Origin of the sequence: Amycolatopsis sp. NPDC089917 (assembly GCF_040684635.1) — a bacterium.
Classification (GTDB): Bacteria; Actinomycetota; Actinomycetes; order Mycobacteriales; family Pseudonocardiaceae; genus Amycolatopsis.
In genome coordinates this window covers 38868-63176 of the sequence record NZ_JBFBGL010000022.1, presented here as the reverse complement: position 1 = coordinate 63176, position 24309 = coordinate 38868, and the positions used below count along the sequence as shown (strand labels likewise).

Annotated in this window: 20 protein-coding genes; 5 read left to right on the top strand and 15 right to left on the bottom strand. The window is 66.2% G+C overall.

From position 1 onward, the window contains the following. Window positions 1–518 precede the first annotated feature (518 nt). Complete coding sequence (locus tag AB0N89_RS18115; protein ID WP_364205712.1) at window positions 519–1421, top strand: isocitrate lyase/phosphoenolpyruvate mutase family protein; 903 nt, start codon at window positions 519–521, stop codon at window positions 1419–1421. Between the two features lie 43 nt (window positions 1422–1464). Here AB0N89_RS18115 and AB0N89_RS18110 read toward each other — a convergent pair whose 3' ends face one another. The 6 genes from AB0N89_RS18110 to AB0N89_RS18085 form a co-directional block, all read right to left on the bottom strand. Then, the gene (locus AB0N89_RS18110) at window positions 1465–2391 is read right to left on the bottom strand and encodes an NAD(P)-dependent oxidoreductase (protein WP_364205805.1); all 927 of its coding nucleotides are present in this window, start codon (window positions 2389–2391) and stop codon (window positions 1465–1467) included. Window positions 2392–2455: 64 nt separating this feature from the next. Beyond that, complete coding sequence (gene iolB, locus AB0N89_RS18105; RefSeq protein ID WP_364205710.1) at window positions 2456–3340, bottom strand: 5-deoxy-glucuronate isomerase; 885 nt, start codon at window positions 3338–3340, stop codon at window positions 2456–2458. A gap of 25 nt (window positions 3341–3365) precedes the next feature. Then, entirely contained in the window at window positions 3366–4595 is a 1230-nt protein-coding gene (locus AB0N89_RS18100) for a hypothetical protein (protein ID WP_364205708.1), read from the bottom strand. 682 nt (window positions 4596–5277) lie between these two features. After that, the gene (locus AB0N89_RS18095) at window positions 5278–5685 is read right to left on the bottom strand and encodes a hypothetical protein (protein WP_364205706.1); all 408 of its coding nucleotides are present in this window, start codon (window positions 5683–5685) and stop codon (window positions 5278–5280) included. Window positions 5686–6311: 626 nt separating this feature from the next. Continuing rightward, window positions 6312–8171 carry a hypothetical protein gene (locus AB0N89_RS18090; protein ID WP_364205704.1) on the bottom strand — a complete coding sequence of 620 codons (1860 nt, stop codon included), beginning with the start codon at window positions 8169–8171 and terminating at the stop codon, window positions 6312–6314. A gap of 164 nt (window positions 8172–8335) precedes the next feature. Continuing rightward, window positions 8336–9496, bottom strand: coding sequence for a hypothetical protein (locus AB0N89_RS18085; RefSeq protein ID WP_364205702.1), 1161 nt, complete (start codon window positions 9494–9496; stop codon window positions 8336–8338). A 24-nt stretch (window positions 9497–9520) separates the two neighbouring features. On the opposite strand from AB0N89_RS18085, the gene AB0N89_RS18080 reads away from it, so the two are divergent. Further along, window positions 9521–12454 carry a tetratricopeptide repeat protein gene (locus tag AB0N89_RS18080; protein ID WP_364205700.1) on the top strand — a complete coding sequence of 978 codons (2934 nt, stop codon included), beginning with the start codon at window positions 9521–9523 and terminating at the stop codon, window positions 12452–12454. Window positions 12455–12457: 3 nt separating this feature from the next. Here AB0N89_RS18080 and AB0N89_RS18075 read toward each other — a convergent pair whose 3' ends face one another. Beyond that, the gene (locus AB0N89_RS18075) at window positions 12458–13651 is read right to left on the bottom strand and encodes a helix-turn-helix transcriptional regulator (RefSeq protein WP_364205698.1); all 1194 of its coding nucleotides are present in this window, start codon (window positions 13649–13651) and stop codon (window positions 12458–12460) included. Between the two features lie 113 nt (window positions 13652–13764). Further along, the gene (locus tag AB0N89_RS18070) at window positions 13765–13935 is read right to left on the bottom strand and encodes a hypothetical protein (RefSeq protein WP_364205696.1); all 171 of its coding nucleotides are present in this window, start codon (window positions 13933–13935) and stop codon (window positions 13765–13767) included. A 239-nt stretch (window positions 13936–14174) separates the two neighbouring features. Here AB0N89_RS18070 and AB0N89_RS18065 point away from each other — a divergent pair, with 239 nt between their 5' ends. Continuing rightward, entirely contained in the window at window positions 14175–15077 is a 903-nt protein-coding gene (locus tag AB0N89_RS18065; RefSeq protein WP_364205694.1) for a hypothetical protein, read from the top strand. A 55-nt stretch (window positions 15078–15132) separates the two neighbouring features. On the opposite strand, the gene AB0N89_RS18060 is transcribed toward AB0N89_RS18065, so the two are convergent. The 4 genes from AB0N89_RS18060 to AB0N89_RS18045 are packed head-to-tail and all read right to left on the bottom strand — an operon-like array spanning window position 15133 to window position 21079. After that, window positions 15133–18225 carry a DUF87 domain-containing protein gene (locus AB0N89_RS18060; RefSeq protein WP_364205693.1) on the bottom strand — a complete coding sequence of 1031 codons (3093 nt, stop codon included), beginning with the start codon at window positions 18223–18225 and terminating at the stop codon, window positions 15133–15135. Further along, complete coding sequence (locus tag AB0N89_RS18055) at window positions 18222–18827, bottom strand: hypothetical protein (protein ID WP_364205691.1); 606 nt, start codon at window positions 18825–18827, stop codon at window positions 18222–18224. The genes AB0N89_RS18060 and AB0N89_RS18055 overlap by 4 nt, the downstream gene beginning before the upstream one ends. 12 nt (window positions 18828–18839) lie before the next feature. Then, window positions 18840–20489, bottom strand: coding sequence for an ATP/GTP-binding protein (locus tag AB0N89_RS18050; protein ID WP_364205689.1), 1650 nt, complete (start codon window positions 20487–20489; stop codon window positions 18840–18842). Beyond that, on the bottom strand, window positions 20486–21079 hold the full coding sequence (locus AB0N89_RS18045) for a TIR domain-containing protein (RefSeq protein ID WP_364205687.1): 594 nt from the start codon (window positions 21077–21079) through the stop codon (window positions 20486–20488). Before AB0N89_RS18045 ends, AB0N89_RS18050 begins: the two co-directional genes overlap by 4 nt. A 115-nt stretch (window positions 21080–21194) precedes the next feature. Between AB0N89_RS18045 and AB0N89_RS18040 the strand changes: the two genes are divergently transcribed. After that, window positions 21195–21677, top strand: coding sequence for a hypothetical protein (locus tag AB0N89_RS18040; protein ID WP_364205685.1), 483 nt, complete (start codon window positions 21195–21197; stop codon window positions 21675–21677). Window positions 21678–21721: 44 nt separating this feature from the next. Here AB0N89_RS18040 and AB0N89_RS18035 read toward each other — a convergent pair whose 3' ends face one another. The 3 genes from AB0N89_RS18035 to AB0N89_RS18025 form a co-directional block, all read right to left on the bottom strand. Then, window positions 21722–22450 (bottom strand): class I SAM-dependent methyltransferase, encoded by a 729-nt coding sequence (locus AB0N89_RS18035; RefSeq protein ID WP_364205683.1) that lies wholly within the window; start codon window positions 22448–22450, stop codon window positions 21722–21724. Window positions 22451–22563: 113 nt separating this feature from the next. Next, a complete protein-coding gene (locus AB0N89_RS18030) occupies window positions 22564–22935 on the bottom strand; it encodes a VOC family protein (RefSeq protein WP_364205681.1) in 372 nt (123 codons plus the stop codon). 3 nt (window positions 22936–22938) lie between these two features. Further along, entirely contained in the window at window positions 22939–23808 is an 870-nt protein-coding gene (locus tag AB0N89_RS18025) for a sigma-70 family RNA polymerase sigma factor (protein WP_364205679.1), read from the bottom strand. Between the two features lie 82 nt (window positions 23809–23890). On the opposite strand from AB0N89_RS18025, the gene AB0N89_RS18020 reads away from it, so the two are divergent. Further along, window positions 23891–24304: a VOC family protein gene (locus AB0N89_RS18020; RefSeq protein WP_364205677.1), complete on the top strand. Its 414-nt coding sequence runs from the start codon at window positions 23891–23893 to the stop codon at window positions 24302–24304. Window positions 24305–24309 lie beyond the last annotated feature (5 nt).

Here is a 24309-nt window from a genome sequence, read left to right as displayed (position 1 = left end):
AGCGGCTTTCACGACGCTGACGGTTTGGCATGCGCATCGCAGAACTAAGGGGATCACGAGTGGCTTGTGGCCGGGCAATCTCCGGTTCTGGTTCGTTCGCGCTCTCGCCACGGCGTTCCTCGTGTGCTTCCATCGGATCTCATGGGTGACTTGACGATACCGCAGTGCCCATCGATGGCGCTGCGATGTCACGCAGGATCGACTGGTCGGACGGAAAGGCCGGAGGGATCACTTGGCGGGAGTTGCACTCGTATCGCGGCGCATTCACACCTGCTCGATTGCCCACTCCTTCCCAACTTCTGCTGGCGCCGCCGCTGGAGCACAGCCCGTCCGACGGAAGCGCAACGGAGGTGCAGTGAACCATCTCCGCGTAACGTGGCCGTCAATCGACAGTCGGCGCTTCATGCTTCGCCGGCCCTTGGGCCGGGTGACGTCTCAGCTCGACCCCAGCGGCGATCGTGACTTCATCTTGGGTACACGCCTCGCCGGAGAAGATCGGCTAGCATACGGAGTAAAGCATGAAGAGACAACAATATCCCTCGTTCCGTACTGTCCTGAACCGCGATGGCATCGTCAGGGTCGCGGGGGCGCACGACGCGCTGGGCGCCGTTCTCGCCCAAGAGAGCGGGTTCGACGCCATCTGGTCCTCGAGCCTGGAGATCTCGGCCGGTCGCTGTCTGCCCGACTTCAGCTTGCTGACGATGACCGAGCTCCTTGCGGTAGCAGCGGACATGCAGAAGGCGCTTCGCGTTCCGGTGGTGGCTGATTGTGAGACTGGCTACGGCAACGCGCTCAACGTTGCACACATGGTGCACCAGTACCAGGCGGCGGGGATCTCCGCGGTCTGTCTAGAAGACAAGCTGTTCCCGAAGGCCAATAGCTTTGCCGTGGATGATCAGCCGCTCATGGATGCCGTCGAATTTGCCCACAAGATCGAGGTCGCCAAAGCCACCCAAGACGGTGACGACTTCTTGGTGATCGCCCGTACCGAGGCGCTGATCAGTGGGCTGTCGGTGGCCGAGGCTCTAACCCGGGCCCACACCTACGTCGACGCCGGCGCTGACGCAGTGCTCATCCACTCCAAGGCCCGGACCGAGGTCGAAGTGATGGAGTTCCTTCACGGCTGGCGAGGACGCCGACCTGTTGTCGTCGTACCGACCACCTATCCGAACTGGCATATAGACAAAGTGCGAGCGGCGGGTGTCTCAGTGGTGATCTATGCAAATCAAGGGCTCCGCGCGACCATCACCGCATTACGAAGCGCCTTCCGCTCGATCCTCAAGGAAGGCAGCTCCCAGTCGCTCGAGGGCGACATTGCGTCCATGTCAGAGGTGTTCTCACTGCAGCGCAATGCTGACTGGCGCAAAATCGACAATCCTGTTCGAGCCATCGCACCGCAACCCAACCAGGACTGTCCTTAGCGAGCAGCGTCTTGAGCTGCCATGCCCGTGACGACGGCGCGAATCAGCAGAGCCGGTTCGCCACCGGAGCGCCGGCGAGCGCCGCTGTCACCGACTCCACCACCGTCGCTCCGATCGCCCGCTGCGCGTCCGAGGACATGGCTCCGATGTGAGGTGTAAGGACAACATTATCAAGATGAGCGAAGGGGCTGTTGCCGCATTCCTCGTTGTGCACGTCCAATCCAGCTCCGGCAATCCCGCCGTCTCGCAATGCGGACAGCAGCGCGGTCTCGTTCACCACTCCACTGCGAGAAACGTTCACCAGAAACGCTGTCGACCTCATGGCTGTCAGCTCGGCCGAGCCGATCAGTCCGCGGGTCGCTTCAGTCAGCGGGACAGCCACGCAAACGGCGTCCGATTCGCGCAACAGTGTGTGCAGATCGGTCAGCACGGCCGCGTCGGCTGCCAATGCGGCCACCCGCGCAGCGGATGGCCGTTCTACCGTGGTCAGCATACGCAGCGAGAATCCTGCGGCAATTCGCCCTATTCGGGAACCGATGTTTCCGAATCCCACCACACCAAGTGTCTTACCGGACAGCTCACTGCCGACCAACGCCGGCTTGTCCCACACACCGGCCCTGATCTGTCGGTCTGCCAACGTGATCCGCCGCATTACCGCAAGCAGCAGGCCGAAGGCAAGCTCGGCGACCGCTCCAGCGGAACCCCCAGGCACATTGAAGACCACAACATTGCGGCGGCGCGCGGCAGCGATGTCAATATTGTCCACGCCGGCTCCAGCCCGCGCTACCACACGCAACCGAGGAGCTGCCGCGAACACCTCGTCCGACAGCTGCACACCACTGCGCAAGACGATGACGCTGACCGTACGGACCAGGGAAAGCAGCTCGGCCGTCGAAGGTTTTACCCGCACGGTCACGTCGAATCTTCCGGACAGCCGTGCGAGTGCATCTTCCTCGAGAGGGTCCAACACAAGTACGGCTGGACGGTCGGCTGGGTCGGTCGGCAACGCATTTCTCCTCACCGGCAGCGCTGAACTATTCGTCTGACAACTGCGTCATCGGTAGTCGCGGGTCCAGGGGGATTTTAGCCATCGAATCACGAACCCAGTCATGGTCTGGATCGAAGCTGACCTTCCAGGACCGATCTTCGGCTGGCCCGGCCATGACGTTGAGATAGTACATGTCGTAACCGGGAGCAGCCGCACACGGGCCGTGATAACCGTGTGGAACTAGTGCAATATCCCCATCAAATACGCACTCCTGGACCAATAGGGGTCGACTTGGCGTTCCGTAGGTTGTGAACGTCCCAAAACCACGACTGACGGACGCAGGACCCTCGCCGATCTCAAAGTAATAGATTTCCTCAAGCTCGCGTTCGGTCATGCTATGCTCGTCATGTTTGTGGGGCGGGTACGACGACCAACAGCCACCCGGAGTAAGAACCTCGCACACGAGCAGATGATCCGTCTCGAGTTCGTTGCCGATCGAATAATTGTTGACCTGCCTAGAGTTCGACCCACCACCACGCAGCTCACTGTTCACCGCCCTTACCGGCCAGTACGACACTGTCCGATCGGTCGACGCTCGCGCCGTTGCGAGCGCAAATCTTCCTCCAAGCTTCGACGAAACAGAGAAACTGGCATTGCGAGGGATGTAAAGGAAGTCAGATAGGGCCGTGAATACACTGTCGCGACCTCGTAGCAGGTACTTTGTTTCAGATATGACCACCTCGCAGGAGCCTGCGAGCGGAAGGACAATCACCTCGTCGGGACCACTTGATGTCTCCTCCACCGCACCTGCAGGCAGTACCAGAATCTTCAAGCCTGACCAGCTCCACCTAGCAGTTTCGGGCGAGAGGTCCGTCCGGTAATTACCGTGACCGGTCTCGCCACATCGAAGAAGAAGCTCACTACGCTCCACCAAACCTCCTGCAATGTCAACTGAACTACTCGTTGAGCCAGTCGCGATGCTGCCAAGCGAGACGAAGACAAGCTACAGTTACTGCGCCGACGGCGACATCTTGACACAGGCTGCCAATTACGTCCTCCTCGAAGGCAAAACCGAACAGGCGCTCACCTTCCCTTCTGCTACCTACGATAATCCCCTCATCATTTTTGCGCACAATATCGGGCAAGATTTCACCAAAAGCCCTCCGGTCAATAATGGAAATACACAGCAGCGTTGGCCAGGCTGACAATGGATCGATTCCAAGGCCGAGCAGTGCGACCCTAAGGCGCCCGGAGTCACGCAGCTCCGCTAATTGCGTGAACGGCGGAGTCGAGTACGATATGGCGCCGCCTCCTTCCCCGCTCGCTTCAGCAAAGCCAAGTAATTCCTCGGCGAACTCACGTACGAAGCTCTTCCAGAGGGTGGCCTCGCTCCTCGCGTCCAGCGCGTGCCGACTAGAGGGCTGCAGTTGCCCTCCGAATACCTGCATCAGCTGCCCATCCGAAGCAACGGCATTTCCGTCACGCGCGTGAAGTAGGAAACTCATGCATCCGTCGTTCTCACGTATAACCATAAGCCAAGCTAGGGCTGGCACTGCGATGCGCGCGCTCAAATCCGTGGGATCGCCGACGCGCTTTCTCAGTGAAGCTCTTTCCCGCTGGCGCCCGGCGGCGAACTCATGCGCAAGGGCCTCGCACACGTCAAAGGTATCGAAGTAGTGCGTGGGCCCCAATTCAATGGTCACCTTGGAGCCTGTTCGCCGCAACGATCGAAGGTCGTAGCTAGGTCCGTTCCAGAAGAGCCCGGGCCTGATGGATGCATCAGCTCCGACGAAGTCTGAGTAGGTCCGCAGCCCAGCCTTTCTTCGCGACACCGGAAGCAGTCTCCTAATACATTGGGATTCACCAGAGATCACAACATGTCGCGGCTCAGGACTGTACGAGACCAACACACTATCAAGACTGACGGGATGGCCAAGAACCCATTCATCACGAGTCAGACAGTTGCTGCCAGAAATGAATTCCGAACGCCGATACAGCTCGGCAGCAGAGAGCGCCAATGATGCCCGATTTGCTACAAGGTGATTCCTGATCTCGCGAAAACGTGCCATCTTCTTCTGATGACGAGCAGACCTAAAAGGTGGATAGGCAAGTACTGCTGCAACAATCGCGACTATCAACGCGAGGAGTGAAATCAGAATAGATGGCTGCGTGAGAATGCTGATCAATTGCTACCCCTCCGAGTTTCGGATCGCCCGACTCAGCCGCAAATCCTGATCGTAGCCAGGTCGACGAGACCAACACTGGACCGAGCTGACAGCTCTCCAAGTCGCGCCCGGCGGGCGCGCCCTTGACTGCCCGCGGAGTCGGCCAGTCCAGCGGGCAGTTCACATGTACTCCTCATACCGCCAGCGGGTATATTCAAGTTCGAGAAGGTAGCTCCGCGCAGACATCAACTGGGACTCCTCCGATCTCGTCGGCATCCTTCGGAAGGTCGCCGCCGTGACAGGTCATCCTGACCACTCGCAACCTATCCTTCCAGATGAGTCGCGTTTCACGCGTCAACGTTACTCCGTGACACCTGGCGCACCTTGCAGCCAACCGCCCACAAGTGAGCACCTTCGCAACCGTCGCGTTATCAGCATGCCGACGGCCGTCACGAAGACAAGTCCGTCGTTGTACGGCCAGTTCAGCCTCGCCCTTGTCGCGCATCCCCAGTCGCTCGCATCATGTCGTGGAACAGCTGGGGATCTTGACGCAATTGACGGTCAGACACTTTCGTGACCGGGTGGCGGACGGTCACGCGGTCGAAGGTGCCGTCCTGTTCGCATCGATGGAGAGCTGCACTCCAGCTTGCGTTGCCAGCCCGATGCCGCCCTGCAGGGCGGCGACGTTCGCCTCCCCACGGACTCAGACCAAAGACAGCAAGCTCCGCAGGCTCGGGATGCCTCGTACGAGATGAGCAGCCAAGCCGACGATGTCATACTGTTGTCGTAGAGTTCGTATGTCGAGGTACTGGAGATCGACAGGTCCTGTCAGATCAGCGGGCAGGCGCTCTACTTCCAGCCTCGCGTTGTTGACCAGAATCGGAACAACGGGGCCTTCATGCGAAAGTGGCTCCACGATCTTCTTGCGGACCCAATCATCTGGGTCATCGAGTGGTCGCTGATCGCGGCTACGGCGCTTGCCGGCATCCCCGCGGGCTAGCACCCCGCACCCGTCTGAACGCGCCGCTGAACCCGAACGCGTCCGCATAGCCAACGGCTTGCGCGACGTGGCGACGCTCATCACCTGCTCATCGAGGAGCAGGTCAGCCACCTTCGCCATTCGCCGCCGAGCTAGGTAAGTAGCGGGTGGCTCGCCGTGCAGCAGAGGTAAGCCGTGCCCCGACCCCACCGGGTCGCGTTGAGCCGGCCACCAGGCGGACGGCGTCCAGCCCGGTCAGCCAAACCAGGTTCGCAGGGTCACGCCAGTACCCAGTCCAGCAGCTGGTCGAGCACGACCTGCCGGGCAGATTGCGGTCCGGCGGTCGCGATTGAGGTTGATTAAGTGACAGGATTCGGTACCCGCGAGCCCGAGACGTGCCCGAGAGGTCTGAAACAGTCCGACACCAGGCGACACACCACGACACCACGGACGCACCGAGACCAGACGAAATGGTCTTGCTCGACATCACTCGGCATCGTCCGACACGCCCAGGTGCCGACTCTTAACCAGCGGGTTCGGGGTTCGAGTCCCTGATGGCGCACAGTTCCGAATCGAAGCCCACCTGCAGGATTTCTCCGCAATGAGGATCTTGCAGGTGGGCTTTGATCGTGAGCGGACCGAATGAGGCCGTAACCGTCACCCCTTTATTCTTGGCCCTCTTACCTCGGCTCCGGCCTCCTTTCTCATCGCCGGGCATGCTTTCCCTCGCGGTGAGGTCGTGGTGTCACAGGCCGTGGTCACTCGCTGCCGATGACGGTCAGGTCGTCCCAGTACGAGATGACGCTCCTCCGCGCGCTTCGGAGCAGGCCGTCCAGCAGTGCCAGGCTGCGCGAGTCGCGGGTCGGCTTGCCTTCTTCGGCCGCTTTTCGTGCCGCATCGTGCACGTGGCGCAGCAGGTGTGGTTGCACGATCACCACCCGGGTCTTGTTCAGGGTGGTGCGCGCCCGTAGTGCGGTCACGAACCCCGAGAGTTCCGTGTGCCGGATGCCGTCGAGCCAGGCCGCCGGGCGTGCGATCCGCGGGGCGGTGAAGCGTTCGACGAGCGCCTTGTTGTCCAGCAAGCGCAGGTTCTTCACGGCTTGCGCCACGACTTCCTGGTACGCCGTCACCGCGACGTTTCGGATCGGCGAGGTGCTTATCGCGCCCTTGACGTGGATGGCGGTCAACGTGCCGTCGACGAGGTGCAGGAAGTCGGCGACCTCCCCCGCGCCATCGTCACAGACGAGCCATCCGGCGGTGTAGGTCGCTTGGACCCAAGCGAACAACGAGTAGTCGTCGAGCAGGCCGATCGCGTCGTGGATGGCCTGATCGCCGCGCACCGAGGGCTTTTCCTGGTCCACTTGGTGAGCACCGAAATCGGCGAATTCCAGGTTGGCGAACGGCGGCGCGGTCTGGTTCCGCAGGTTGATCTGGTGCTCGTCGAACGTGTGCCCCGACTCGTAGTAGATCCTCAGCAATTCGCCATTACCGATGGCGTCCCGGATCTGCCTCGCCCTCGCCTCGTTCGACGGCGCCCCGGCGAAGCGGACGTCCAGATCGAAGCCGCCTCCCCGGGCGACCGGTTTGATCGACAGCGAGCCGACCTCGGCCCCCTCCCAACCGACGACCGCGGTGAACGCCGGGGACTTCGGGTTCCCGCGGACTCCGAGGAACGAGTTACGCAACAACTCTGCCCGTTCCGTCAGCTCCCCGTCCGGGTCTGCCGCGTCGGGCAGTTCATCCGGTTCGGCGATGGTGACGTCGTACGCGCCGCACACGTTGGCCAGTTCGGTCTCCGGCACGGCCAGTTGCCAGAACTGTTCCTCCGGCGGTTCGACCGCGAGAGACTTCTCGAACAGGGCGACGGTTTCGGTGGCCGCGGCGAGGAACGTCGGCAGATCGACCCGGAATTTCCAGTAGAGGCTTGACTTCCCCGGGGTGACGGTCAGTCGGCCGCGCACCACGGCGGATTTGTCCAGGGGTACGTAGTCGATCGCGGCCGCGCTCAACGCGAAGCTGCCGTCCTCATCGTCGAGTACCTCCTGGATCCGCAGCCCGCCCAAGGTTTTGCTGTCGGCCTTGGTGGCTCGGCGGCGATGGACCCCACGCAGCCACACGGTCTTCCCGTCACCCTGGAGCGCCCTCCGCAGGATCGTGCTCGGCAGGTACCGATAGAGCTTGTCGAACTTCTGCAACCACCTGCGCAACGCCTCTTCGCTCACCGGCGTGTGCATCACCACAAAAGCTCCACGGCGCACCGCGACCGTCAACTGGTTGGCGACGTCGAATACCTGGTGGTGTTCCCCGGACCAACTCGGGATCGTGCGACGCTCACGAGCGGACGCGTACAGGCCATCGATGCCCAGCTCCAACAGTGATCCGATTCCTTCGATCCGGTCGGACTCGGCGAGCACGACCTCGCCGAGGCAGCGAACCGATTGTGCCCGGCCTCGCGACTCCAGGGTGGTCCGGAGGAAATTGACGAGCGAGCGGAACGCGGCCTCCGGGTTCGCGTCGGGGTGGCAGTGCAACACGGACACCGAGAAGGTCGGTGTCAACTCGGCCAGACCGTCCAGCCCGGGCACCTCTGAGTCCACAAAGGATCTTTCGATGTCCATCGCACTACCGCCCTTCCGGCACCGTGGCGGCGCCTTCGGGAAGGATGAACTCAGTACGCGTACTGAACGTGGATAAGATGTGGACCGCTCAAGGGTTGGCCGGTTTCGAGTTCGCGGGTTCGTCAGCGCGAACGGACCGAGGTGGTTCGTGCCGAACACCTCGGTCAGCTCACGTTCCAGACCTGCTCTCCGGCGGAACCGGTGTCCCCCGGCGCGCTCCGATCCACACACGAACAGTGGTGTCCGTAGATTTCATTCCCCGCTTCATCACCGTCCCAGCGCGCGCCGTAGGAGCGGCCCGGCAAAAGCCGCCGGAATCGCTGGTGTATTTCTCCCGCACGGTCCACCGGTTGTTGGTGACCACCGTGCGAACCGGCGACATCGCGCAATGTCCACACCCGGCGCGGAATGCGATGTCCTCCGAAACGCACGCGCAGATCGAACAGCTCGCAGGACTGTTCCAGTTCACGCACCACGTACGACCGCAGCACTCGCGGCCGGGGAAAACGGTACCTCATGGCGAAGGCGTGCGTCTCGCCTTTCGCGAGCGGTTCGGGCAGGGTGAAGGACAGGCGCCCCCTCGCCGTGCCACCGGCACGCAGGGTGCCCCCATAGAGCACGTCCACCTCGAGCGGGCCCCGCGGTTCCAAAGCCGGCGAGGTGAAGTCGAGTTCGTGCAGTCCGTCGTGGTCGGCGACGACGCGGTACTGCTCCAGCACCTCGTGTTGCGGCCGGTCCAGCGTCACCACCACGGTGAGTTCCGCGGTGTGCCAAGCCCCGCCCGGCAGGGGCGGGATGGTCACCAACAGCTCAGCGAGCTGGTCGATGACCTCGTCGACCCGGCGGCGCACGGTACGCGTGTCCCGGTCGATCCGGGGTGCGGCCCACCTCACGCAATCCTGATACAGCGGCATGCGCACGTCGGCGGTGAGCCCGAAGGCGGCCACCGTGACCAGGCGCATGTCCTCTGGTAACTGCTGGGCCAGTCCGGTCAACCGCGCCACGAGCTTCTCCCGGATGGTGACCGGACCGTCGTCCTCCGTCACACCGCACAGCACGCGCAGCGTCGGGCCGATCCGCTCCCCGATCCTTCCGGCGTGTACCCCCCGGCCCTTGCGCAACGACTTGAGTTCCCGCACCAGTTCTTCATGGGTGTTCATCCGCAAGCCTCCCCGTCGATCTCCGATGACCGGCAGCTTGCGACGGGTAAGTGGACCAAAAGTGGACATGTCGTGGATCAGTCCGCGCCCGATGACAGACAGGTCGAAAATTTGCCATTTTCGGTGACACACGAATGGGCGCTTGCACGACATAGTGATGGACATCAAGCTCGCAAACAGGGAGGCGGAGTGGATTTTCGGATGCTGGGCCCGCTGGAGGCGTGGCACGACGGCGTTCCGGTGCCCCTGGGCGACCAGCAGCAGCGCTTCGTACTCATCGTGCTTTTGTTGCACTCCAACAAACCGCTTTCCGCCGATCGGCTGACCGAGATCGTCTGGGGTGCCAACCCCGAGCGCCGGACCCTGATCCGCGGCTATATCAACAAGTTACGCAAGGCCTTCGCCCCGGCCGACGACGTCGCGATCGAGACCACCGCGACCGGCTACCTGCTACGGGTTTCCCCGGAACAGCTCGACCTCCACCGCTTCGACCGGTGGCGTGAGCAGGCCCGTCAGGAGCAGGAGCCACGCCGCCAGATCGAGCTGCTCCGCGCCGCGGTCGATCTGTGGCGCGGACGCTTCCTCGAGGACATCGATATCGACCGGGTGGGCGGCACGGACGTGATCTCGCCGGCCGACAGCTATTTCGACACCGTCGGCGATCTCGCCGAACTGGAACTGACCACCGGCGACCACCGATCGGCGCGCGACCGGTTGCGTCGCATCGTCGGCAAGGAACCGGACCGTCAGCGCCACGCCGAGTTGCTGATGCGCGCCCTGCTCGCCAACGGCGATCGTGTGGAGGCGATCCGGGTGTTCCACAGCACCCGCGACGCGCTCGCCGAACTCGATCTCGAGCCGGGACTGAAACTGCGCAACATCGCAGCCCGGGCCGAACGCGGTGAACCCACCAGTTCTCTGCCGTCCCGGCCCGGTGGTTTCACCGGCCGCGAAGACGAACTCGCTCTGATCGCCACGGCGGCGGGCACCGGCGAGAAGGCCGTGTGGGTCAGCGGCGCGCCGGGGGTGGGCAAGACCGGCCTGGCCGTGGAAGCCGCGCACCGGCTACGGGAACGATTCCCCGACGGGCAGTTGCTGTTACGGCTGAACGGGTTCACCCCGAACGTCGCCGCGATGACCATGGGCGACGCGCTCACTCAGCTCCTGCTCGAACTCGGGGTACCCGCCGAACAGATCCCCGCCTCGCCGGGGCGCAAGATCACGATGTACCAGAACGAGTTGTACGGCACCCGGACGTTGATCCTGCTGGACAACGCGAAATCCGCCGAGCAAGTCCACGCCCTGCTCCCGGAGGCCCCGGACTGCTTCGCGATCGTGACGAGCAGGCGGGTGGGCGAGCCGGACACCGGGCAGCAGGTTCGGCTGGCTCCGCTGCCACCGGACGACGCCGCCGCGTTGTTCTGCACGCTGGCCGGGCCGCTGCGGGTCACCGGCCGGGCCCCCGAGGTGGCCGAGGTGGTCAAGCGGTGCGGTCACCTGCCGATGCCGATCCGCGTCTCCGCCGCGTTGTTCCGCCGTCACGACCGGTGGCCGCTGGAGCACCTGCTCCGGTTGCTGGCCGAAAGCGGGCCCTGGCACGCCGACACCGGTAACGACGCGGGTGCCGCGGCCGTCCGGGTTTCCTACCAGCAGCTGGGTGAGCACCAGCAGGAGATGTTCCGCCTGCTCGGGCACACACCGGGGCCGCACGTCACCGTGGCAGGTGCCGCGGCGCTGATGGACAACGCACTCACCCAAACCCGGCTGGTGCTCGACGAACTGCACGAGGTGTGCCTGGTCGAGGAGCTTACGCCGGAGCGGTATCAGATGCTGGACCCGCTCAAGGAGTTCGCCGCGGCCGAGCCCGGCGAGCACACCGATGCCGTGCTCCGGCTGCTCGACTTCTATCTGGTCACCCTGGCGGACGCGGCGGGGACGGCCTATCCGTTCGAGCGTGCCCGCCTGCCCGCCGTGACCCGCAAGTCGCCGGTGGCCCGCACCTTCGAGACCACCGCCGCCGCGGCGGCGTGGATCACCGCCGAGCGGGACAACCTGGTGGCCGCCATCCGCTACGCCGCCACGCACGACTTGCCCGAGCACTCCTGGCGGCTGGCGGTGCTCATCTGGCGCTACTTTCACACGACGAGCCAGTTCGACGACTGGGCCGAGACGATGGAACTGGCCCGGCGGCTGGTGACCGCGGACAAGGACAACACGGTCGGTCAGGCACACGTGCTGCTCAGGCTGGCCACCGTGCACAACCGCCGCGGCGAGCTGACCGAGGCCTTGGAGCTGGCGCGGCGGGCGCTGCCCTGCTGGGTGCGGCTGGGCGACGCCCGGGGTGAGGCCACCACGTTGTGCGCCATCGCCATCCCGACCATGGAACTCGGCAGGCACGCGGAAGCGATCACCCTCTTCGAGGTGGCGCTGGAGAAGTACGAAGAAGTCGGTGATCTGCGCGGACAGGCACACGCGCTGAGCAATCTGGGCTACCTCAACGAGCTGCACGGCGAGCTGGACGTCGCACTGCGCCAGCATCGCGCCGCGGTGCCGATCCTGCGTGAAATTCAGCACACGCAGGGGCTGGCGCACGTGCTGAACAACCTCGGCTCGGTCCGGCAGCGCCTCGGTTTCGCCAGCGAGGCGTTGATCGACCACAGGGAGGCGCACCAGCTCGCCGCCGAAGTGGGTGACGAGTGCGTCATGGCCTACGCGCTGTCCAACATCGGCAACGTGCACCGGTCGGCGGGCAGGATCCCCGAAGCCGAGCGCTACCAGGAAAAGGCCGCCGGCATCGCGGCCGGGGTCTTCGACGCGGACCTCCGCACCAGGCTCTTCCGCGACCGCGCGGCGACAGCGCAGGCCAAGGGCGACCACGTCGAGGCGTTGCGCCTCTACAAAGCCGCACTGGAGCTGGCGGCCACGTCAGGGAACCGGGGACATCGGGCTCACGCCGATCGGGGTGTCGCGCAGACCCTGCACCGGCTGGGCAGGCATGGGGACGCCGTCGCGAACTGGGAGGCGGCCGAAAAGGAGTTCACCGCGCTGGACCTGCCCGAGGCCGGCCAGGTGCGGGCCGAACGGGCGGAACTGACGTGCGCCTGCCGCGACGAGATGGGCTGAGCTTCAGACTCGCTGGTGCAGCGCGCGCCGCAGTTCCGGGTAGACCTCGCGGACCGAGGCGTGGTTATGCCACCGGCCCACGTTCCTGGCCAATTCCCGCAGGTCGAGCCGGATCGTCGCCGAATCCACGTGGGCCGCCTCCTCCAGTGTTTCGATCAGGGTTCGGCAGCTCTCGTCCACCTCGCCCGCCAAGGCGTAGGCCAGCGACCTGCGGACGCCGAACCGCGCCCGCGTGCGCCGCGAGTCCGCCGGCAGCCGGGCCAGCTCCCGGTCCAGGACTTCGGCCGCTTCACCGGGCCGGCCGAGGTCGCACAACGACCAGCCCCGGGCCAGCCCGATCGGGTCGGGGGCCGTGGAACCGAGGACCGGGTACACCGACGGGTCCGTGCCCGCCGCGGCGAAGTGAAACAGTGCCCTGTCCAGGGCGCGTTCGTACTCGCTGCGATCGCCGGCCAGGGCGTGGCCCTGTGCCTCCCGCCGTGCGGCCAGGGCGAGGGTGCGCGGACCGGCCGGCCCCGCTTGCTGGGCCCGGCGCGACAGTTCGATCGTGGTGATCGGATCGTGCCGATAGAGCGCGAGCCCGGCTTCCCGCACGAAGGCGTAGCTGACGATCTCGTGGTCCCCGCCCGCGACGGCGAGTTCCGCGGCCTTCCTTGTCCAGGACAGAGCGCGCTGATCGTCACCGGCTTCCTGCTGCATCCACCCGGTGTACTCGGCGATACGCGCGGCCAGCAGCAACAGTTTCGACCTGGTCGGCTCCGGGTTTTCCCCGGCCAGCGCGCCGAGTGTCTTCACCTGCGCGGTAAGCGATTCCAGCACCACCACCGGGCTGGTCTGCATGCCGAGGCGCCGCAGGTGCTCGAAGGTGGTCCGGATCCCGATGACCACCCGTTCGTCCGGCACCGGCCGCGGCCCGCCCGCGAGCGTCATGCCGAGCGCGGTGCCGGCCACCAGCACCTGGCGGCGGTCGAGGGTCACCTCGCTCTTCCGCTCCGACCGCGCCGCCGCCAGCAGCGCGCCGCCCGCGCCGAGCTCCCCGTCGCAGATCCGGGCCATCGAATCGTGGGGCGGTTTCACTCCGTTTTCGATCTTGCTGAGATATCCCTTGCTGTAGTGGATGCGCTTGGCCAGCTGCCCCATCGACAGGCCGGCGGCGATGCGATATTCACGCAACAATTCCCCGAATGTTCCGGTCACCAAAGCCTCCCGCTCCGACTGACTTCGAGTACAGCACCTGCCCTGAAGCCACGCAATCACCCGGTCGCCCGCGAGGTGATCGCGGGCGACCGAGTAGGCGCTTCACCGACAACTCAGTCGTGCCAGGGGTTTCCGTCCGGGTTCGGCGCGGAGGTGGTCGGCGACGCGGCAGGCGGCTCGTCCGAGGGCAGAGCGAAGCCGCTGGTGGAACCGGACGCGGCCAGGCACAGCACGGCCGTGGCCGAGGCGATGACGGCAGCGAAAGTGGGCACGAATTTGGACATGACGAATCCTCCCGAGGAATTGGTGAATTGATTTCGGGCTTTTCCGGATCTGTTCCGGCGCCCATATCGAGGATTCATCAGAGCCCGGACGGCCAACAAGGAGGTGAACGTTTCCCCCACGCCGCGGTCAACGGGAAACAGGCGGGGATCCACACCGCGTCCACTTCTGGTCGACACCGGCGGAGGAGTCTGCCCGGTACTCGCCGGTGTGGTGCCGGTGACGACCAGGAAGGTGGGTTATGAAGGAAAATGCGGCCTACGACGTCGCCGTTTCATTCACCGAGCAGTCGCGGTCCGCGGTCGGCGAGGTGGTCGAGAAGAGCCGGCAACGCGGGCTGACGGTCCTGCACGGGCCCGATCAGACTCACGAGTGGTGGGGGCACAAGGACCGGGGAGACCTGCCGACCGCACCCGTGCGGTTCTTCCTGCCCTTCGTCTCCACTGTGGACGATTTCGGTGCCGCGATGCTGCGCGCGGTCAAGAACGGGGACGAGCACGTGCTGCCGGTTCTCGTCGGCGAGCTCACCGTGCCCGCCGAACTGCGGCACCCGCACGTGAGCTACCTGCGGTTCGACCCCGCGCGGCCCGACCTGCTCACCGAGGCGCTGGCCGCCCGGGTCGAGGCCGCCGAGTCGGCGGGGGCCGAGCAGGCATCGGTCGCCGAGGTGGTGACCGGCGCCCGGCGGCTCACCTGCTCACCAGCCGTGCCCGCCACGTTCAGCCGGTACGCCGAGCAGGAAGCCACCCTCCGCTACCTTGGCGACCAGCTCACCGCGGCGATGCCGGGCCTGGAGCGCAGCGGGTTCGTCGGCACGGTGCACCGCGGTGACTCGTGCGTCAGCGTCCGGGTCGAGCAGACCGGTGACACGGTGTACGCGCTGGACATCCAACGCGGGGGCATCGGCGGCGACGAGACGGTGAACTTCGTGGTCGGCAGGCACCAGACCGACACCGGCAGCGTGTGCAGCAACGGCTGGGCCCGCCCGGTGTACAGCACCGAAACCGGTACCGCCGTGCTCGAACTGCACGACTTCTCGGTGCTCGGCCGCAGTACCGGCGAGCCTCGTGTCTACCGCCGGGAAGACCTGTTCGCCGCCCTGTGGCAACGCATCAACACCGTGGTCGCGGCCGTGGTGCGCTGACCGCACGCGAAAAGCGCCCCTCACCCGAAACGGGTGAGGGGCGCTTTCGCGTGGGTCACCGGTGCCCGCGGGCCCGGTCCAGCACCTCTTCGAGCCGCAGAGGACTCGGCGGGTGGTGGCTCAGGCACAGCGGCATCCTCATCCGGCGGAACGCGAAGTTCTCACCGGTGGCGTAGAACTGCCCGCGTTCCAGCCGCGAGATGTCGCCCACCGAACTGCTCTTCGCCTTGGCCATCTCGGTCGCGGCGGCGACCTGCGCAGGGCTGTTCAGTCTGCCGAAGAACTGTGTGGTGGCATTGCCGACCACCTGGTTGTGCACGCCCTTCGGTGCTTGAGTGGCCAGCACCAGACCGAGCCCGTACTTGCGCGCCTGTGAGGCGAGCAGGATGGTGCTGTGCGTGCTGGCCGTCAACGCCGTCGACGGCGCGATGGTCTGCGCTTCGTCCATCACGAACAGCCCTCCGAGTGGCCGGTCCACGGCCGGGTGGCGTTTGATCCAGGCGAACACCTCCCACTGGAGCTGGCTGACGAAGCCCTGCCTCTGCTCCTCCGACGGCAACCCGATGAAGCTGATCACCGAGATCCGGGCGCGCCTTCCTGCCGACGGCGTGAGCAAGACCCCCGGGTCTGTCGCTTCCCCCGGCCCGCCGAGGAGCGGGTCGTTGACCACGGCCGCCCGCAGGGTTTCCGCCAGATCGGCGGCCATCGCGGTGCCGGTGCTGAGTTTGCTCACCCCCTCCGGCAGTTCGGCGAGCAGTTCGATGAACCGGTTGAGATCCCGCTTCCCGGAACGGGCGTAGTGCGACAGCGCCTCGCGCAGCACCGCCCGGCCGCGAACGGCACCCTTGGTCCCGTTGGCGACCCTGGCGTGCGGCACCAGCCGGGCCACGGCGGCCTCGACCGAGGCGGCGAATTCGTCGGCGTCCTCGCGGACGTCGGCGAAGTCGGGTAACGGGTGGAAGCTGAGCGGACGTCCTCCCGCACGGCCGGGTGTCCACACCACGATCTCGGTGTTGGCCAGGTATTCCGCCGATTTGCCCGCGTCCCCGGGCAGCCAGTCGTCAGGCGGCTCGGGCCAGGCGTCGCCCAGGCGTGCCAAGTCGTTGTTGGGGTCCAGCACGATCGCCGATACCCCGCGCAAGGCACATTCCTCGACGATCCGGCGCAGCAGCACGGTTTTCCCGCTGCCGGACCCCGCGAACACGATGACGTGCTTGCGCAGCGACTCCAGCTCGATGCGGATTTCCCCGTCGAGCCCGAGCACGAGTTGCTCGCCCGCCGGTTCGGCAGGGGGTTCGGCTGTCGGGGATTCCGGCGGCGGCCGCGTTTCCTGATGGCCGCTCCTGGTCTGGGTGGGCTGGGGCAGTACGTGGCGCAGCAGCGTCCGGCCGCTGGCCGGCTTGCGCGCCACCAGCCAGGTGATCAGGCGGTGGGTCGGCGTGGCCAGCATTTCCCGGAGTGCGCTGAAGGTCCGCAGATCCTCGTCCGACATGTCGAGACGCCGCACTCCCAGTTGCTCCAGCGCGGTGAACTCCTTGCGGGTGGTCGGCCCGGTCCAGCCGCGGTTGCCCCACCGGATGAGCACGAGGTGCCGATCCTTGGCACCGGCCCGGATGCCCGCCGCGTCGCGGGCGTTGCGCAGCCGGTGCAGCACCGTCGTACCGTGGGCTCCCGAGATGACCCGGAAGGTCCACTGCTCCTGGATGTCGAGTGCGTCGTTGAGGAGCCGACGCAAGCCGGCGTGCAGCCTTTTCTCGTCCGCCAGTGACTCCGCCTGCCACTTCAGGTCGTCGTTGCCGACCTCGGTGATCCACGCCTTCAGCCCGGCCAACAGCAAGGGCGGGGTGACCTCGTTTTCGTTGTCCTTGCTGATGTCCAGCGCACTGAGGTCGACCTCGCTCCGCAGCCGGGCGAACTCCTCGTCGAGTTCGTCGAGGGAATGATCCGGCAGTTCGGCCATGGGTACGGGTATGACCACCTTCTCGTCGAAGGAACCCAGTTCCCGGATCTCACCGTGCAGGCAGGCTTCGGCGTGGGCGTGGATCCGCTTGAGCAACTGCCGCGGCGTGTAACTCGTCCAGCTCTCACCGAACGCGCCGGCGGCCACGGGCCAGGTCGAGTGTGGTGGCGTGACGCCGTGCTTTTCGTAGATCACCCGAAGCCATTTCTCGATCAGCTTCTTGCCCAGTGCCGGATCCTGGATCGCCCCCAGGAAGGAGGTCTGGGTGAACCGGTCGCCCACCGTGTCGCTGGCCACCTCCTTCAACCGCATCCAGGTGTTGGGCAAGGACGCCACGATGGTCAGCGTCCGCTGGGTGGATTCGCGCAGCGCCATCAGGCCGTCGGAGATCAGCGCGATTTCCCGGGTCACCTCGGCGTCGGTCTCCTGGGAGTCGAGGGCGTCCTGCCCTTTGTTGACCAGGGTGTCCAGCTGGTCGACACCCACGACGCACGGTCCCGTCAGGGCGAGGACGCGGGAGATGTCGCGCACCAGCACGCGGGACGACTTGGCGCGGTGCTGCATGCCCCAGGATCGGCGGTCGTCCTCGCTGCCTTCGTGGCCCTGGAGGTATTCCAGGCCGATGTCCGCGGCGTCCGACCCGTAGAGCACCAGAGCCCGGATGGTGTCACCACATTCCACGGCGATGCGGGCGTCGGCCTTCCTCAGGCCGCTGAGCAGGGCACGCAGGTGGTCGGGCCGCAGTGCCGATTCGCCCACGATGGCTCGGCTGACCTCTTCGGACACCGCGGCACCGGCGCACAACTGCCGCAACAGCACGGTGAGCTGGCGCTCGCCCTCGTCGTTGGCCCGGTGCAGCTCGCTGCGCATCGCCTCCGCGATGTCGTCCCAGAACGCGTCCCCGGTGGTGAGCTCGACCAGGAAGAAGTAGCCGCCCTTGCGCTGCACCATGCGGCGCACCGTGCCGAGCAGGTGGGTCTTCCCCACTCCCTTCTCGCCTTGCACGACCACGCCCACCGGGCTCGGGCCGGTGCTGGCCCTGGCGTCCTCGATGCCCGCCATGATGTTGTGCTCGACCCTGGCGTGCAGGCCGTCGATGTGCGAGGGCGAAGTGTGCCAAACGTCGTCCGGGGTCTCGGCGGAGTTGATCCGCAAGACGGCCAGGACCTCACGTAAGTCGTCGGTCATGATTCCTCGATCACGATGAGATGCTTGTCCTCGCCGCCGACCCGGACAGCGGCGGCGTGGTCGGCGTCGGTGAGCACCTTGCGGTTGGAGTCGGGGGCCAGGTGGACCGTGTTCGTCTTCGCCATCTTGATCAGCGTCGCGTCCACCTCGTCCTTGTCCGCACCGTTGAGCTTCGGCCGCAGCCGAGCCAGGCGGATCCAGTCCTGCACGCCCACCGACAGCTCGGCGTAGACGTCGCGGATGAGCGACTCCAGGTCACCGGACCGCAGCGCCTCGGCCAGCAGGCCGCGACTGCGGAGGAACGGCACCAGCCGGCGCAGCAGGTCGAGCTGCTGCCGGGCCTGCGGCCCCGAGCGGGACGGTAGTTCCGAGCGAACCAGGTCGGTCATGCACCAGCCGATCCCCTCGTCGGTGATCCGGTGCACGAACGGCCGGACGTTCGTCGAACTCTCCAGCAGCCCGGCGGCGTTCAGCCGGTCACGTTCGGCGGGACCGAGCCGGACCTTGTGGTCCTTGACCAATTCGGTGTTGAGCATGTCCCGGTTGGCCAGCACCAGCGCCAGTAGTGCCGCTCTGGCATTCGTTGAGTACTGCTCCGGCATTTTCGCCGCCTCTCATTCGGTGAACGCGTTGATCCGTCGGTCGATCCGGCTCAGCAATGCCCTCGTCGCGTCGAGGAGCGCACGGGGTGCGGGCACCCCGGCACCGTCGCCGTGGGCTCTGCCGAGGAAGTCCAGGTCCGCCGACCGGTCGAGCAGCAGGGCCAGGTCACCGTCGTCCAGCGCGGTGGCCATCCCGCGCACGGTGTCCTCGACCAGGGCGAAGCGTTCGGCGTAGGGCAGGGTGTCCGGCAGCGTGCGGAGAGCGGCCGCCGCGGCCCGCAGCGCCTCCTGGTCCGGCCCTGCCCCGGTGGCGGTGAGCAGGTGGTGCAGTTGTCTGGCCACCCGGACGGGCCGCACGTCCGGCGTGAATTCCAGATGGTGCAGATTGCGCACGAAGCCCGGCAGTCCGTCGCGATCGATGCCGCGGGCGATCAGGCAGAACAGTTGCCGATGCCTGCCCTCCGGCCCGAGCGTGTGCCGCAGGAACCGTTCGGACTCGGTGATCTGCCAGCGATTCAGCGGTCCCTCCACCACCAGGCACAGGTGCTGGGCCGAATCGGTGGCCTCGGCCAGGAATCCCGGGTCGCCGGACAACGACCGGTCGGCGCGCACCCCGAGCAGGCGCAGTTCGTGGATCAGTTCCGCGGCGACCTTGGACTGCCGCGCGCTCGACACCAGCACGTCCAGGTCGAACTCACGGCACCGGTCCCGCGCGGCGGCCACGTAGGCGTCACGGTTGTCGGCCAGCACGTCGGTGCGGTCGAAGTCCTGCGCGATGACCGACGCGACCGTCTCCAGCGCGTAGGAGATCTGGTCCGCCTTGGGCACTTCCTCCTCCAGGACCGGCAGCTGCTCGCCGAAGCTCCAGTAGGAGACGTAGGGCACCGTGAGGTGGCGCATCATCAGGTCCACGGGGACGGTCTGCGCCAGCCAGTTGCCGAACAGCGGCGCCACGGTCTCGGCGCATTTGCGCTGCCACCGCTCGGCGCGCTCGTACTCGACTCGATTGTCCAATCTGGACAGAATGGGGAGCACCGAGTGCCGTGGCCGGTCGTAGGGCATACGGTCACGGGCCTGGTCGGCTCGCCGGGCGACATCCACCACGTCGTCGAGGTTCTGGTCGTTGGCGGTGAAAACCACGATCAGCCGGTCCGGCAGATGCGCGGTGCAGATGCCGGCGATGTCGGAGACACCGGTCCGGCTGTCGAGCAGCACGAAGTCGTAGCCCTCGGTCCACGCCGCCCGGCACCGCTCCAGATACGCGGCGAACCCGCGCTGGTACAGCTCCTCCCAGTTCAGCGCCTGCATCCGCTTCGAATAGGAGTCTTCCAGTTTGCCGGAAACCACGCGTCCGGCGGCCAGCAGATCGAGCCGGCCACCTTCGACGCCGACCCGGACGGCGTAGGACTCCAAGTCCCGCGGGGCGTCCGGTGATCCGGCGCCGCGCAGGAAGTCGTGCGCGAGGTCGACCACCCCGCGTTCCGGCTGCTCGACCAGCTTCGGCCCGAAGTAGTGGTGCAGCCCGGGTGCTTCGAGGTCCCAGTCCACCGTGAGCACCCGGTAACCCCAGCGCGCCAACAGCACGGCCACGTTCGCCAGCGTGAAACTGCGGCCCACCCCGCCCTTGTACGAATAGAAGGTGAGCACGGTGCCGGTCGTCATTCGAACCTCGGCAGCGGAGGAGTCGGCAGCAGCACCGGTTCCGGTACCTCGACGAGCGGCCAATCCGGCTGCCACGGTGGCGCTTGGGCCACCAACTGCGCCAGATCCCTGGCCAGCTCCTTCACCTTGTGATGGAACTTGTTGTACTCAATGCTCTGCTGATAGGACGGATCCGGATAGGCGACATCCTTGAAATCCCGCCAGGCCCGCACCCTTCCCTCTTCGGGAAAATTCTCCGAGTCCGCATACAGGATCGGATAGATCAACCCCTGGGAAGAAACGCCGTGTCCCGCGAGTCCGAGCATCTTCTCCCTGGCCTGCATGCTGCGCATCTCGGCCATGCACCAGGGTGACTGGAAGTAAGGCGGGGTGAGCAACTGGACCATGATCTTGCTGTGCCGCAACGCGTCCCGCAGATTGGACGGCCAGTGCACCGCGCTGGGCATCTGCCGATCCATGTACACGTTCAGGCTGCCGTACTCGTCGGCGAGGCTTTCACGCAGTTTGCCGTAGAAATGGTTGAGCAGCCATTTCTGCACGCTGCCGTGACGGCTGTAGCTGATGAACAGATCGTATTCGTACTCGGACACGCCAACGATGATATGCGGCGGACAACGGGCAGAAATCGACAGATATTGGATATTACCGGGACAACTGGCCGGTCAACTGGCCAGAAAAGGGACAACGGCCGAGATAGAATGAGCCATGGGTTTCAACCTGCAAGCCGTCGTCGCCACTCAGGTGGTCCTGAGCGAGCTGGCCGACACGGCAGACGAGGCACACATCGTGCCGCTCGGGCACCTGTCCCTGCTTCCCATGACCGACGAACTGTTCGACGCGGTCACCGAAGCGGACGCGCCCCGGCTCAGCGGATTCTGGAAGATGCCCGGAGGGTTCGACCGCAGGCTGGCCGACTGCTCGACGAGCGGTCCTGTGGCCTACCTCGAGGCCGAGTACTTCGGAGGGGTGGGCATGCAGAACGCACAGGTATGGGATGGCGGACAGGTCGTCCTCGGACCGCTGCACCTCGAGGAGAACCAGCCGACTCCACCCGGCGGCAGCCCGATCTCCCAGGCGCTCCGGTTCCTCGGGGTCGACAAAGGCGACCATCACGACGAGTTCGACGCGATCGGGCTCGGCAGGCATCGCGACACCGGCGACTGGCTCGACCTGCGCGAAGAGGCGTAGAGCAGCCGGCAGGGGCTCCCGCTCGGGGAACCCCTGCCGTCCGGTCAGTCCTCGCCGGGGGTCCGGGCGAGGACCAGGGACACGAATCCCCAACTGTCCCGGTAGACGTGGAGCCATTCGGTCCGGCGCAGGTTCGCCATCGCGAGCGCTTCGGTGCTGCCCGTGCCGGCGAGATGGTCGAGCGCCCACGAGGCCAGTGATCCCCAGCAGGACCATTCGTAGGCGTCCAGTTCGTGACGGGTGCTGACGTGCCCGTGTACCGGAGTCCAGCCGTCGGCGACCACGCGATCGACGGTGGTGGCCAGGTCGGTGCCCTCCCCCAGCATCTCGACGGCTTCCGGGGACGGGCTCCGTTCCCAGAACCCGTCTCCGATCAGGACGCGGCCGCCGGGCGCCAGATGCCGTCGGGCCGCGGCCAGCGTGGGGAGCAGGCCGCCGAAAGCGTGGGTGGCGCCGACGCTGATCACCGAATCAAAGCGGTCAGCCGAAGCGAAACCCGCGGCGTCCTGGTGGTGCAGGACGAGGCGGTCATCGGCGGCACGGCGAGCCTGGCGCAGGGCGTCCTCGGAGATGTCGACGCCCTCCGCCCGCAGGCCCGGGCGGGCGGCCAAGGCGCGCAGCAGCCATTCCCCGGTGCCGCAACCGAGGTCGAGGACGCGTTCGTCGCCTCGGGGAAGTGCCGCTGCCAGCAGGCGGTCGACCGAGGTGTCGTCGAGCGGCGCCTTGATCGGGTGATCAGTGTGGGCGATGCGTGAGATCCGTTCGCGGTTCAAGTGCGAGGCCTTTCGAGAGGGTGACTGTCGAAATCGGGTTCGACGGCTCGACACTTGTGCGCATGTGCTGCACACCTCCTCCTCGTGGACGGACCTGGCCGCCCGCACCCTAGTCAGCCCGGAGGCGTGTCCACAACGCGTTTTTGGCTGAACCGCAGCATGTTCCCGGACGGATCGAGGAACGCGCAGTCGCGGACACCGCCGGGTCGGTCGATGGGTTCTTGCATCACTTCGGCACCGGTGGCCTCGATGTGCTCGAAGGTGGCGTCGCAGTCGCCGGTCACGAAGGTGAGCCTGCCCAGCAGCCGATCCCCCGGCATGTCCGGCGGTGCGAGGACGATCCGCAGCTCCGGCTGGGACGGCGGGCCGACACTCACAGCCTGTCCGTCGTCACGGATCTCGAAGCCGAGCACGTCGCGGTAGAAACCGATCGCTTCGTCGAGGTCGTGGACGGTGAGAGCGCAGCGCGAGAGTCTGAGATCCACGTGTCACTCGCCACCGAGATAGACCACGTCGAGGTCACCGAGGAGAGCCGGATCCGCCTGGAGTTCGATGCCGGTGATCTTCCCGTCGGTGACCGCGAACTCGAAGACGACCTGCGGCCGGCCTCGGTGCGCCCAGACCGCGGCCGGGACACCGTCCACCAGGGCGAGCCGGGCGGCCTGGGCTCGCCCGGCGAAGACGGCTGACACCGCGTCGGCGCCGCGGGCCTCGGCGGTCGCGCCCATCCGCACGGCCGCCGGGTCGGCGACGAGCACGGCGTTCGCGTCGAGCAGCGAGAGCAGGGCGGCGAAGTCCCCGTCACGCGAGGCGGCCAGGAACGCGCCGACGACCTCTCTCTTCCGGGAGCGCGCGGCATCGGACGTGGCGGCCGCTCCCCGCACCCGCCGCCGGGCCCGGCTGGCCAGTTGCCGGGCCGCCGCCGGGGAGCGGTCGATGATCTCGCCGATTTCGCCGAAGGACACGGCGAAGACGTCGTGCAGGACGAACGCGAGCCGCTCGGCGGGAGTCAGGGTGTCCAGCACCACCAGCAACGCCACCCCGACCGAGTCGGCCAGCACGGCGTCGTCCTCGGGACCTTGCCGCGGAGCGACCGGATCGGGTGGCAGCGCTCCGGCAGGCTCCTCCCGCCGGACCTGGCGCGCCTCGAGCATGTTCAGGCAGACCCGGGCGACGACCGTGGTCAGCCAACCACCCGGGTTCTCCACCTGCCCGGTGTCCGCGCGGCTGACCCGCAGCCACGCCTCCTGCACCGCGTCCTCGGCGTCACCGGCGGAACGAAGCATCCGGTAGGCCACCGCCCGCAGGCGATCGTGGTGTTCGGCGAACCGCTCGGTCAGCCAGTCCTGTTCGGCCATCTGTCACATTCCTCCGTCCGGACCTGTCATTCCGATTGACCGGCGACGCCACGCCGATGTGACAGCACGAAGGAGACAGGGAATGAAAGCGCACGTCAGCTCGATCCTCCTCGCCGTCGAGGACATGGACCGGGCCAAGCGGTTCTACACGGAGGGCCTGGGCTGGAAGATCAAGAACAACTACGGCGTCTCGGTGTTCTTCGAGTCGGACGGAGCGTCGCCCGTCGGCTTCTACCGGCGCGAAGGCCTGGCCGAGCAGGTGGGCACGAGCCCGGAAGGCAGTGGTTTCGGCGGGCTGGTCCTCACTTACGTCGTCCGCAGTGAAGAGCGCGTCGACGAGATCATCGCCGAAGCCGAGAAGGCGGGCGCCACCGTCCTCAAGCCCGCCGGCGCTCTGCCGTGGGGCGGCTACGGCGGCACCTTCGCGGACCCGGACGGCTACATCTGGAGCCTCGGCTACAGCGCCCAGGGAACGGATCAGCTCTACGCGGAATGAGCCGA

What these genes read in the sequence shown, in the direction of transcription:
- AB0N89_RS18060 (WP_364205693.1), bottom strand. Translation starts at nt 18,225, where the DNA reads ATGACCGACGACTTACGTGAGGTCCTGGCCGTCTTGCGGATCAACTCC.
- AB0N89_RS18115 (WP_364205712.1), top strand. Translation starts at nt 519, where the DNA reads ATGAAGAGACAACAATATCCCTCGTTCCGTACTGTCCTGAACCGCGAT.
- AB0N89_RS18055 (WP_364205691.1), bottom strand. Translation starts at nt 18,827, where the DNA reads ATGCCGGAGCAGTACTCAACGAATGCCAGAGCGGCACTACTGGCGCTG.
- AB0N89_RS18025 (WP_364205679.1), bottom strand. Translation starts at nt 23,808, where the DNA reads ATGGCCGAACAGGACTGGCTGACCGAGCGGTTCGCCGAACACCACGAT.
- AB0N89_RS18040 (WP_364205685.1), top strand. Translation starts at nt 21,195, where the DNA reads ATGGGTTTCAACCTGCAAGCCGTCGTCGCCACTCAGGTGGTCCTGAGC.
- AB0N89_RS18050 (WP_364205689.1), bottom strand. Translation starts at nt 20,489, where the DNA reads ATGACGACCGGCACCGTGCTCACCTTCTATTCGTACAAGGGCGGGGTG.
- AB0N89_RS18070 (WP_364205696.1), bottom strand. Translation starts at nt 13,935, where the DNA reads ATGTCCAAATTCGTGCCCACTTTCGCTGCCGTCATCGCCTCGGCCACG.
- AB0N89_RS18085 (WP_364205702.1), bottom strand. Translation starts at nt 9,496, where the DNA reads ATGTCCATCACTATGTCGTGCAAGCGCCCATTCGTGTGTCACCGAAAA.
- AB0N89_RS18090 (WP_364205704.1), bottom strand. Translation starts at nt 8,171, where the DNA reads ATGGACATCGAAAGATCCTTTGTGGACTCAGAGGTGCCCGGGCTGGAC.
- AB0N89_RS18020 (WP_364205677.1), top strand. Translation starts at nt 23,891, where the DNA reads ATGAAAGCGCACGTCAGCTCGATCCTCCTCGCCGTCGAGGACATGGAC.
- AB0N89_RS18065 (WP_364205694.1), top strand. Translation starts at nt 14,175, where the DNA reads ATGAAGGAAAATGCGGCCTACGACGTCGCCGTTTCATTCACCGAGCAG.